Genomic DNA, 12,508 nt, shown 5'->3' on the forward strand with positions numbered 1-12,508 from the left:
CCGAGGTGGACGGCCTGATCGACGAGGCCCGAGCCTTTGATCCGGCGCTGGCGAGTAGCCTGGCGCGCTTTGCCGACAACTTTGACTACGGCGGCATCGCCGCCTTGACGAGCGGCGCTGCGGAGCGCGAAGCGCAAGCACCGGAGAAAGACCCAGGCGCGGGCAGCGACGCATGACCGATTCACCCGGCGGCGCGGCAGGGTCCCTCGGACGAATGAAGCTGTCGCTTCGACGTTCGGAGTTGTGGCTGGTCACGGCACTTCCCTTCATGTTGCTGATCGTCACCACCGTCGGCCTGGTCAGCTACTTTTCCTACCGCGGGTCGGAGCGGGCGGTCGCTGTTCTTGCGGCAAGCTTGATGGCGGAAATCGGGGAACGGGTCGAACAAAGGCTATCCACCTTGTTTGACGACATGGAGCGCGTCACGATCGACAACGCCGCGCGAGTGCGGGCCGGCAAGCTCGATCCCGCCGACGCGTCCGCCGTCGTCGAGCAATTCTCCAGTCAGTTGTCGCAGTTTCCGGACGTGAACACCGCTGCGCTAGGCAGCGAGCAGCGGGACTTTACGGTGATCGAGCGCGACTCCGACCAACTGATCCTGCGCGAGTTCGACAAGACCCGCGGGCGCTTCGTCAGCCGGCGCTTGAGCGCGCAGGGTGAACGCGGCGAGATCACCGGCGTGATCGAGAACTACGACCCGCAACGCGATCCGCCCCACGATCCGTGGTACCTCGGCGCCATGGCGCGGCAGGGAGGGCCTTTCTGGTACCTGGCCGTCTCGGTGCCGGAAGGGCTCAACCAGCCGAAGCTGATGTTGATCAACTTTCGTGCCATTCTCGACGGCGCGCGGCCATTGGGCATCGCGGCCGCCAGCAGCTATCTCGGCGACATGAGCCGGTTTCTCGCCTCGCTCGGCATTGGCCGCACGGGCCAGGTATTCATCATCGATCGCCAGGGCAAGCTCGTCGCCTCGTCGTCGGGCGAGGCGCCGTTCAAGAGCATACGGGACACGAGCTATGCCGCGACGGCCGTCCAGGGCAGGCACCGCCTAGCCGCCGTCGACAGCGCGAATCCGCTCACCGCCAGCAGCGCCCGGGCGATCCTCGATCGCGTCGGCACCCTCGACGGCATTGTGCAGGCGGCGCAGTTCAGCTTCCCATGGAACGACAGCGAACACTTCATGCGGGTGATTCCGCTGCGGCGCGCCAATCTGGACTTGCTTGCGGTCGTCGTGGTGCCGGCGCTCGATTTCCTGTCCGAGGTCGATCAAGCCCGGCGGATGAGCCTCTATCTGGCCGTGCTGGCCGCCGCGATCGCCATCGTCATGGGCGCGTCGATTGCGCGCTGGATCGCGACGCCGATCCAGCGCCTCAATGCCGCCGCCAGGAGGACAACCCGCGGCGAATGGAACGAGCCGCTGGTCATCGACCGCGCCGACGTGATTGGCGAACTGGCGGAATCGTTCAACCAGATGTCGCAGCAACTCAAACTGTCGTTCGAAGCCCTCGATCAGCGTGTCGAACAACTTGACCGTTCTCGCGAGCGGCTCGAGGTGGCCACGCAGGCAGCGGAGATCGGCATCTGGGACTGGGATGTCGAGCAAGACGAGCTGGTGTGGGACGATGCCATGTACCGGCTCTACGGTCTGCGCAAGGAAGACTTTGGCGGTGCCTACGAGGCGTGGTCGGGCGCCCTGCATCCGGAGGACAGGGCGCGGACCGAAGCCGGCATCCAGGGCGCGCTGCGCGGCGAAAAGGAATACAGCGAGGAATTCAGGGTCGTCTGGCCCGACGGTTCGGTGCACTACATTCTCGCCGCGTCGCGTACCTACCGCGACGCCGATGGCCGGCCGTTACGCATGGTGGGCACCAACATCGATACCACCGCGCGCAAGCTGGCCGAAGCCGAACTCATCCAGTATCGCGACCATCTCGCGGAGTTGGTCGAAAAACGCACGGCGGAACTGGCGCAGTCCAATAAGGAACTCCTTCTCGCCAAGGATGCCGCCGAGGCGGCGAACCGGGCCAAGAGCGCCTTCCTGGCCAACATGAGCCACGAGTTGCGCACGCCGCTGAACGCGGTGCTGGGTTTTTCCGACCTGTTGCTGCGCGACGCGCAGGCCGGACGCGAACAGCTTGCGCCTGGGCAACGGGAGCATCTGGTCACCATACATCGCAGCGGGGAGCACTTGCTCACCCTGATCAACAATGTGCTGGAACTGTCGCGCGTCGAAACCGGCCGCAGCGTGGCCAATCCCGTCGAATTCGACCTGCCTGAACTGCTTGCCGGACTGGAACGCATGTTTTCGCGCAAGGCACGCGACAAGGGTCTGTGCCTGAGCGTCGAACACTCGGCGACGGTGCCGCGCTGGGTGCGTGGCGATGAAGTCAAGCTGCGGCAAATTCTCATCAACCTGCTCGGCAACGCCTTACAGTTCACCGAGCACGGCAGCGTCGGCCTGAAGGTCGACCTTGCGGCAGGTGAGTCGACGCCGGGTGACACCGTCCGCCTGCGTTTCGAGGTGGCCGACACGGGCATCGGCATCGCCGCCGACCTGCTGGACCAACTCTTCGTTCCCTTCGCGCAACTGGCGGCGGGACACCGGACATTCGAAGGTACCGGCCTCGGGCTGGCCATCAGCCGGCAGTTCGTCGCGCTCATGGGCGGCGCGATCGATGTCCGGAGCACGCCGGGCCAGGGCACCGTATTCGGTGTCGAGATCCTCCTCGAAGCGTTGGCGGACACCGCGGTGGTCGTGTCGGCTGCGAGCCAGCCGGTGCTCGGGCTGGCAGCCGGGCAGCCGAGCTATCGCCTCCTCGTGGTGGACGACGACGCAAACAGTCGCCGTTTGCTTTCCAGTTTACTGACGCCGCTGGGCTTCGCAGTCAAGGAAGCCGGCGACGGACAGCAGGCCATCGATATCTGGCAAAGTTGGCGGCCGCAGTTGATCTGGATGGACATGCGCATGCCCGGCATGGACGGGCTGGAAGCGACGCGGCGGATCAAGGCCACGGCAGCGGGACACGAAACCAGGATCATCGCGCTCACCGCCAGCAGTTTCGAGGAGGAGCGCCAGGAGATCCTGGCCGCCGGTTGCGACGACTTTCTGCGCAAGCCCTTCCGCGAATCGGAGATGCTCGCCATGATGGCGCGGCATTTGGGGGTGCGCTATGTACGTGGGGTGCAAACGTCGCCACCCGCGGAACAACAATCGCTGGATGCCGCGGATCTGGTCGACGCGCTGGGGGCAGCGCCGGCCGAGTGGCTGGAACGTCTGCACGGCGCCGCCGTGCGCGCCCAGATCGCAGAGGTGGACGGCCTGATCGACGACGCCCGCGTCTTCGATCAGGCGCTGGCGAGTACCTTGGCGCGCTTTGCCGACAACCTCGACTACGGCCGCATCGCGGCCTTGACAAGGCAGGTTGAGGTGTCGATCATTTCCGAAGGAGCACACAATGACCATTGATGACATGGGTTCTCAGGTTCCCGGCAGCATTCTCGCCGTCGATGACAACCGGGAAAACCTGCGCCTGCTGGTGCGGATCCTGTCAGACCGTGGTTACGTCGTGCGTCCGGTACTCGACGGTGCCACGGCCCTCGCCAGCGCCAACGCCGAACTCCCCGACCTGATTCTGCTCGATGTGCAAATGCCCGGCATGGACGGCTACGAAGTCTGCCGACGCCTGCGCGACGACCCTCGCACCGCGGCCATTCCCGTGATCTTCGTCAGCGCCGCGAGCGAAGTGTTCAACAAGGTGCAGGCCTTCGAGGCTGGCGGGGCCGATTATCTGACCAAGCCCTTCGAGAGCGCCGAGATACTGGTACGTGTCGAAGCGCATATCCGCCTGCACCGGCTCAAGGCGCGCGTCGAAGCGCAAAATCTTTCCTTGCAGGCGGAAGTGGCGGAGCGCAAACGGGCAGAGCAGGCTCTGCAGGACTTGAATCAGCATCTCGAAGCCGTGGTCGGCGAGCGCACCAAGGACCTGATCCGAAGCAACGGGGAACTGTATCGGGAAATCGAGGAGCGCATCCTGATCGAGAAGGCCTTGTGCGAGAGCGAAGCCCGTTTTCGGCGCCTGCATGAAAGCATGCGCGATGCTTTCGCCAGCGTCGATATGGCAGGCCACATCCAGGATGCGAATCCCGCCTTCCAGGAGATGCTCCGGTACGACCTCGAGGAACTGCAGCGCCTGACCTACGTCGATCTGACGCCACCGCGCTGGCACGCCAGCGAGGCGCAGGTCGTCAAGGAGCAGATTCTGGTGCGTGGCTATTCCGACATCTATGAAAAGGAGTACGTTCGTCGCGACGGCAAGGTGTTTCCGGTGGAGTTGCGCAGCTTTCTGCTCGCCGACGATGGTGGCGAGCCGATCGGCATCTGGGCCATCGTGCGCGACATCACCGAGCGCAAGCGCGCCGAGGCGCAAATCGAGTCTGCGCTGAGGGAAAAGGAAGTGCTGCTCAAGGAAATCCACCACCGCGTCAAGAACAACCTGCAGGTCGTCTCCGGCCTGCTGGATTTGCAGGCGCGCGAGATCGCCGATCCTGCGGCTCGCGCACTGCTCGGCGAAAGCTCGGCGCGCGTGCGCGCCATGGCCCTGGTGCACGAACTGCTCTACGGCGCGGCGGACCTGTCGAGCGTTGCCTTCGACGCCTTTCTCGACCGCCTGATCAGTCAGGTGGCGATCCAGCAGCATCGCCCGGAAATCGTCATTGGCCGCGATCTGGCGCCGGCAGCGCTGTGCATCGAGGCGGCGGTGCCTTGCGGCCTGATCGTCAATGAGCTGGTCTCGAATGCCTTCAAGCATGCCTTTCCAGGCGGCCGTGGCGGCCGCGTGGACGTCGCGCTTGAATGCGACGCCGACGGCGCGATGCGTATTTCGGTCAGTGACGATGGTGTCGGTCTGCCGCCAGACTTTTCCATTGCACACCAGAAAAGCATGGGCTGGCAGTTGATCGTCAACCTGATCGACCAGATCGACGGCGAGATTCTCATGGTTCCCGGAGAGCGCACCGTCTTCGCGCTGGTGTTTCGGCAAGAGCCGGGTTCCCGAAGGATCGGAAATCCAACGGCACCTCGATGTGAGCCTTGATCAGGACCCATGGGAAAAGGCCCCAGTGGCGCCGGGGGTGACCTTGCGCTATGATTGTCCAAGGTCGCGCGGGCTCGGCAAGGTTGCCGGGCGGGGGCGCGCGGCCTGACGATCCGAGCCGCACGCGGCACCCTGGAGCCCGATCGATGCAGCAGTCAGACAACACCGTTGCCGAGAGCGCGGTCGACCGATGCGAGAGCAAAGACCCGCTGCGTAGGCGCGGCGACTGCCGGTGGCTGCCGGGTCTGGCCGGTCGACGCGGACACGACAGGGTAATGTGGCGCAGCCTGCTCGCTTCCCTGCTGGTCGTCGCCGGGCTGGCGGGAGCCTTTGGCTGGTTCGCCTGGCAGAGCCGCGCCGACGAGATCCGGGCTATTCTGGCGCGGTCGCGCATCGGGCTCGATGTCGTGGACCAGAGCATCGGTGCTTCGTTGCGGCAAGATGGGCGCTTGTTGCTTGCCGCCTATCAGGCTTACGCGGATCACGGGCAGGGAATCAGCGCCGTCGCCCACCTGCTACGCGACGGTTTTCCGTTGATCGAGCAGGCGCGCGGTTATGCGATGCACACGACCGATGGACGCGTCCTTCTGGATTCGGGTTACCTGGCCGGGCTGGCTGACCCGGTGGCGCTCGACGAGCACCTCAGGTCGGCGACCCGCGAAGGCGTGCTCCATGTTTCGCGGCCGATGGCCGAAACATCGGGTCGCCGACTGGTCATGCTCAGTCGCCATTTCGCACCGCACGCCGGTCGACCGGCGGTGACGCTGACGCTGGCGCTGGCCATCGATCATTTTGCTCCTGTCTTGAGTTCGCTGCTCGAAACGCCGACCATGACGGTGGGACTGTTCCACGAGAGTGGCGACATCGTGCTGCGGCTACCCGAGCCCGAAAGAGACGACCGCCGGAATCTTCTCCTGACCGGCTCGCACCTGTCGCGTCATCTCGCCGGCGGCGACCGCTATTCCAGTCACCACGGCGTCACCGCTGCCGATGGGCGGGAGCAAATCAGCGCCGCCAAGACGCTGTCCGGCGACGGCGTCGACTACTCGCCACGCCTGGTCCTGGGAGTGACCGACCTGAGTAGCGAGGCACTGGCCGGGTGGCGCAGCGAAACGCGGCACGCCGGGCTGGCAGTCGCCACGCTGGCGCTCTTCAGTGTTCTCCTGATCTGGCTCAATTACGGCCGTGCGCTGCGCCAGGAGCGCAGTCGTCTGTTCTTGCAGGCGATCAGCGACAGTGCCGGTGTGGTCGTCGTCGGCGTCGACCGCGCCGGCCGCGTGCAGGTGTTCAACAGCGAGGCGCGGCGGCTCAGCGGTCTGGCGGGAAAGGACGTCATCGGCCGCTCCTATGACGAATTGCGCGCTGCTGTCGAAGGTCTGCCGATGCTGCTCCCGGCGCCGGGGACCAGGCCCGCTCCGGAGATCGGCGGCGACGAATGCGAGAGCAGCATCGTTTGCCCCGATGGCCGTCAGCGCCGCATTGCCTGGACCCTGACCGGCGCCACCGCGACGTCCGGCCCGGAAGCCTATGCCATCGCCTTCGGCCGCGACATTACCGAGAGCCGCGTCGTATGGCAAAATCTGCGTGCTACCGAGCGCAAACTTTCGCTGCACCTGCAGCAATCGATGCTGGGCGTGATCGAATGGGACGCCGACTTCCGTATCGTCGAATGGAATCCGGCGGCGGCCGGTATCTTCGGCTATACGCGTGACGAAGCGCTGGGTCGACAGGTCGACCTCATCGTGCCGCCGCAGGCGATGCCGGTAATCGAACCGGTGTTGGCGCAGTTGCGGGACAACAGCGGTGGCGCGCACATCACCAACGAGAACCTGAGCAAGCGTGGCGAAATCATTCTCTGCGAATGGTTCAATACCTCGCTGACCGATGCCGCCGGAGAAGTCGTCGGCGTCATGTCGCTGGTGCGTGACGTGATCGCCGAAAAGCACGCCGAAGAACGCGTGCAAAGCGCGCTGCACGATCGCGAGGTGCTGCTCAAGGAGATTTACCATCGCGTCAAGAACAACCTGCAGGTGGTCGCCAGCCTGCTCAGCCTGCAAGGTCGGGGCATCGACGATCCTCGCTTGAGCGAGGTGCTGGCCGACAGCGTCGCACGGGTCAAGGCCATGGCGCTGGTCCATGAACAGTTGTATCGTTCCGGGGATCTGGCGCGCATTGCGCTCGGCGGCTACCTGCGCAGTCTGATGGACAGTCTCGATCAGGCAGTGATGGCCAGTCGGCGCGGCATCATGTTGCGCGTCGAGGCCGACGACAGCCGGGTCTCGATCGACACCGCGGTGCCCTGCGGCCTGCTGGTCAACGAACTGGTGACCAACGCGATCAAGCACGCCTTCCCGGCCGGCGCCGGCGGCACCGTCGTGACGCGTTTCTCGGCCGACGCGGACGGCACGCTGACGCTGGAAGTGGCCGACAACGGGATCGGAATTGCCGAGGACTTCGACTTCCGGCGGAGTTCGTCACTGGGCTTGCGCCTGGTCGACTCGCTGACTGATCAACTCGAAGGTCAAATGAGCCTGGAACGTGCCGGCGGTACCCGCTATCGCCTGCGTTTTCGTGAAGCAAGCCAAACTAGGAGCGATGACAGCCATGACGGCTAAGCGGATCATGATTGTGGAAGACGAGGTGGTGATCGCGATGGACTTGCGCTACCACCTGGAGGCCTTCGGTTACGATGTCGTGGCGACGGCGGTGAGCGGTGCCCAGGCGCTCGAGCGGGCAGAGGCCAGCGAACCGGATTTGGTGATGATGGACATCATGATCAAAGGGCCGTTCGACGGCATCGCGACGGCCGAAATGCTGCAGGAGACGCGTCGCGTGCCGGTGGTGTTTCTCAGTGCGAACAGCGACGAGTCCACGGTGCGGCGGGCCCGCGCGGCCGGCGCCTACGGTTATCTGATCAAGCCGTTTCGGCCCGACGAGGTACGCGCGACGATCGAGGTCGCGCTCGTCAAGGCGCAGATGGAAACCCAGTTGCGGCGCAGCGAACAGTGGTTTGCCAAGACCTTGCACTGCATCAGCGACGGCGTCGTCGCCACCGACCCGGAGGGTATGGTGCGTTTTCTCAACCCGGTCGCCGAGCGTCTGACCGGATGGTCGCACGCGCATGCCTGCGGCCGGCCGGTATCCGAGGTCGTGTGCACGGTGGACGAAGCGAGCCGGCAGCCGGTCGACAACCCGATCGTCGCCGCACTGGTCGCCAGGGAACTCGTACAGAGTCGCGATACCTCGCTGCTGCTCGCGCGTACCGGTGGTGAAGTGCCGGTCGATGAGGGCGCGGCGCCTATCGTCGACGACGAGAACCAGTTGCTCGGCGCGGTGCTCGTTTTTCGCGACATCAGCCGGCGGCGCGAGGCCGAGCGCGCACTGCGCGAAAGCGAGGAGCGCTTCCACAGCGCCTTCGATCATGCCGCGGTCGGCATCGCTCTGGTCGCAATGGACGGGCGGGTGCTGCAGAACAACCGTTCGGTCGCCCAGCTTCTCGGTTATGGCGAATCGGAGCTGGCCGGGGTCAACCTCTGGCGCTTGAGTCAGCCGGAGGACCTCGATGCCGAACTCGGCTCCCTGCGCGCGCTGGTGAACGACGAGATTCCGGCGTTTCAGATGGAAAAACGCTTCCTGCGTCGCGATGGCGCTCCGGTGTGGACGCTGCTCAGCGTCTCGCTGGTGCGCGAACCCGACGGCTCGCCGCTGTACTGCATCGTCCAGACGCAGGACATCGGTGCCCGCAAGAGCGCCGAACAGCGGCTGGCCCAGATGGCGCGCCAGGATCTGCTGACCGGCCTGGCCAACCGTGCGCATCTGATCGACATGGCCGGTCACGCGCTGGCCCTGGCCCGGCGGCGCGACGATTCGCTGGGACTGCTGTTCATCGACCTCGACGGCTTCAAGGCGATCAACGATACGCTCGGTCACAAGGGTGGCGACCACATGCTGGTCGTCACCGCCAAACGCCTGCGCGCCTGCGTGCGCGATAGCGACATCGTCGCCCGCTGGGGCGGCGACGAGTTTGTCGTCGTCACGCCGTCGGCGAGCAGCGACGAAAGCCTGGCGCGTGTGGCCGCCAACATCCTGGAGGAACTCTCGAAGCCGGTCGAATTCGCTGGCGAGGAGAGCCGCGTCACCGGCAGCATCGGCGTCGCCGTCTTCCCGCGCGACGGCACGCAAGTCGCCAACCTCGTGGTCAGCGCCGACAACGCGATGTACCAGGCCAAGGAAATGGGCAAGAACCAGGTCTGCTTCGCCGGTCGCGAAAGTGCCCCGGCGCTGCTGCAGCAGACGCGCCTGGAAAGCCAGTTGCGGCTCGCCGTCGACCACGGCGAGTTGCGCCTGCACTACCAGCCGGTGGTGCACCGCGGACGCATCGACTCGGTCGAGGCGCTGGTGCGCTGGCAGCATCCGCAGCAGGGACTGCTGCCACCGGGCGATTTCATCCCGCTCGCCGAAAAGTCCGGGCTGATCCTGCCGATCGGCGCCTGGGTGCTGAAGACCGCCTGCGCGCAGGCGCGCCTCTGGCGCGACGGCCCGATGCCGCGGCTGCGCATGGCGGTCAACATTTCTGCGCGGCAGATCCGCGCCCCGGCTTTCCTGAGTTCGATCGTGGACGCGCTGGCTATCGCCCGGCTCGAACCCGAAGCGCTGGAGCTCGAGCTCACCGAGAGCTGGCTGATGAGCAATTTCGATCACTCGGTAAAAATGCTCGATGGCCTGGTGTCGATGGGCGTCCAGGTCACTGTCGACGACTTCGGCACCGGCTACTCCAGTCTCGCCTACCTCAAGCGCCTGCGCCTGAACCGCCTGAAGATCGACCGCAGTTTCCTGGCCGGCGTTCCCGGCGACCCCCAGGGCGAAGCGATCGTGCGCGCCATCATCTCGCTGGCTCGCGAGCTGGGACTCGAGGTCGTCGCCGAAGGGGTGGAAACCGAGAGCCAGCAGCGCTTCATGCTCGACCTCGGCGACTTGTTCCTGCAGGGCTATCGCCTCTATCGGCCGATCGCCCCGGAGGTGCTCGACCAGTTGTTTGCCGGCCCGGCGTCGTCCGCTAGCGCCGGCGATATTCTGTAGGCCGGCGATGCGCAGGAGCTTGTCGATCCGCGCGCAGCTGATCGGCTATTCGATGGCGGTGGTGGTCGTTGCCTCCGCCAGCCTGGGCGTTTTCGGATTCGTCGAACAATCCCGGCAATCGCGGCAGCAATTCCAGAGCAAGGCCGAGGCGCTGGCCCTCAGCCTGGCGCGTGGCCTGGACGACGCGATAGCCGAACACGACATCGACGCGATGCACCGTCAACTGGACGCCAAGCGGGGCGACGCCGACCTGATTGCAGCGCACGCGCTCGATACGCGGGGCAGGATCATCGCCGATCACACGGCAGACAACCTGGCCAGTGGTCAGCCCTTCCCCCGTGCCGACTGGCTGCTCGCGGCGGAGAGCACGGAGAGGGCGTTTGCCGCCGTCGATCGGGACCACATGCACGTGCTGGCGCCGGTGATCCTGGCCGACGGCAGGCGCGCCGGCTATGCCCACATGGAGTTCTCGCTCGTCGCGCTCGACGAACTCGCCAAGCACGCCCTGCTCGCCAGCGTCGGGGCGACGCTGTTCATCCTCTTGCCGGCGGCGGCGATGGCCTTCGTCCTGGCGCGTTCGTTTTCCTCGCCGCTGCGGCAGATGGTCGAGGCCGCGCGGGCGATCCGGGGCGGCCGTTTCGACACCCGTCTGGACATCCGGCGGGGCGACGAGCTGGGCGAACTGGCGACGACGATGAACGCCATGGCCATATCGCTCGGCGAAATGACCGAAGGCGAGCGCCGCGCGCGACTGACCGCCGAAGCGGCGAGCCAGGCCAAGAGCGAGTTCCTGGCGACCATGAGCCACGAAATCCGGACCCCGATGAACGGTGTGCTCGGCATGACCGAGCTGCTGCTGGCCAGCCGCCTGGACGCCGAACAGCGTCGTTTCGCCGAAGCCGTGCAGCGCTCCGGTCAGCATCTGCTGACCATCATCAACGACATCCTCGACTTCAGCCGTATCGAGGCCGGGCGGATGGAGCTGGAAGCGACCGATTTCGACTTCTGCGAACTGATCGAGACGACTGCCGCGATGTTCGCCCAGCCGGCTTCGGCCAAGAACCTGGAACTGCTCGTCGACCTGACGGACTGTGACTACCCGCTGCCCTTGAACGGCGATCCGCAACACCTGCGGCAAGTGGCCGCCAACCTGATCGGCAACGCGGTCAAATTTACCGAACGCGGGGAGATCGTCGTGCGCGCCAAGGTTCTCGGCGACAGCGACAGCCAGGTCAGATTCTGCTTCGCCGTCGAAGACACCGGCATCGGTATTCCGGTCGACGCGCAAGCCAGGGTGTTCGAGCATTTTTCCCAGGCCGATGGTTCGACCACCCGCCGCTACGGCGGTACCGGGCTCGGCCTGGCCATCTGCCGGCGCCTGGTCGAACTGATGAACGGCAGCCTCCATCTGGCGAGCCGGCCGGGCAAGGGATCGTGTTTCAGCGTCGAACTGAGCCTGCCGAAAGCCCGGGAGCTGCGGCCACCGCTCCTGGTGGTCGACGATCTGGCCGGCAAGCGCGTGCTGATCGCCGGCGACCACCGCGCCACGCGCGAGATCCTGCAGCGCCAACTCGAAAAATGGGGCCTGCGAACGACTTGCACCGAGAGCGGGAGCGGCGCTCTCGACATCATGAAACAGGCGGTGGCGGCCGCCGACCCGTTCGTCCTGCTCCTGGTCGACGTGTCGTTGATGGACATGGACGGCCTGCGCTGCGCTCGGCAGATCAAGGAACAGCCGGCGCTGAGCGGCACGCGCAGCATTCTGCTGACTTCGTCGTCGCGTCCAGCGAGTGCCGCGCAACTCGCCGAAAGCGGCGTCACACGCCGACTGTACAAGCCGTTTCTCACCCGCCACCTGCTGATGGCGATGCGCGGTGCGCTGACCTCGGTGGAGGACCTGTCGTCGTCACGTCCGGCGACGACGCCCGCGGCCCCCCCCGTTGCCGCGCCGGGCGTCGCCGCGTCCGGGCTGCGTGGCCGCGTCCTGCTGGTCGAGGACAACCCCGACAGTCAGGAATTGCTGCTCATCATGCTGACCCGGCTCGGCGTGCAGGCCGAACTTGCGGTCAACGGACGGGATGCGGTCGATCGCGTGGCGAACGGCGCTTTCGACCTGGTTCTGATGGATTGTCAGATGCCGGTGCTGGACGGCTACCAGGCGACGGCGGCCATTCGCCAGGGCCAGCAAGGCACTGCGGTTCGCCTGCCGATCGTCGCCCTGACCGCCAATGTGATGGCGGCCGACCGGCAACGTTGCCTCGATGCGGGCATGGACGACTACCTGTCCAAGCCGGTCAGCTTCGGCCAGCTGGCCGCGACGCTTGCCCGCTGGCTGC

The 12,508-nt window shown here is 65.8% G+C and carries 5 protein-coding genes; all 5 read left to right on the forward strand.

Features of this window, described 5'->3' with window-relative positions; genetic code table 11:
• Positions 1 to 172: 172 nt before the first annotated feature.
• Positions 173 to 3,466, forward strand: coding sequence for a response regulator (locus tag CAPSK01_RS21460; protein WP_273702922.1), 3,294 nt, complete (start codon positions 173 to 175; stop codon positions 3,464 to 3,466).
• Positions 3,456 to 5,093, forward strand: coding sequence for a response regulator (locus CAPSK01_RS21465; RefSeq protein ID WP_273702923.1), 1,638 nt, complete (start codon positions 3,456 to 3,458; stop codon positions 5,091 to 5,093). The genes CAPSK01_RS21460 and CAPSK01_RS21465 overlap by 11 nt, the downstream gene beginning before the upstream one ends.
• Positions 5,094 to 5,239: 146 nt before the next feature.
• Positions 5,240 to 7,708, forward strand: a complete 2,469-nt coding sequence (locus tag CAPSK01_RS21470; protein WP_273702924.1) for a PAS domain S-box protein — start codon at positions 5,240 to 5,242, stop codon at positions 7,706 to 7,708.
• Positions 7,698 to 10,172 carry an EAL domain-containing protein gene (locus CAPSK01_RS02260; protein ID WP_034921841.1) on the forward strand — a complete coding sequence of 825 codons (2,475 nt, stop codon included), beginning with the start codon at positions 7,698 to 7,700 and terminating at the stop codon, positions 10,170 to 10,172. Before CAPSK01_RS21470 ends, CAPSK01_RS02260 begins: the two co-directional genes overlap by 11 nt.
• A 19-nt stretch (positions 10,173 to 10,191) precedes the next feature.
• Positions 10,192 to 12,508: response regulator (locus tag CAPSK01_RS21475; RefSeq protein ID WP_273702925.1), on the forward strand; the 2,317-nt coding region annotated here is incomplete at its 3' end.

The sequence above is a fragment of the Candidatus Accumulibacter vicinus genome (assembly GCF_000584955.1).
Classification (GTDB): Bacteria; Pseudomonadota; Gammaproteobacteria; order Burkholderiales; family Rhodocyclaceae; genus Accumulibacter; species Accumulibacter vicinus.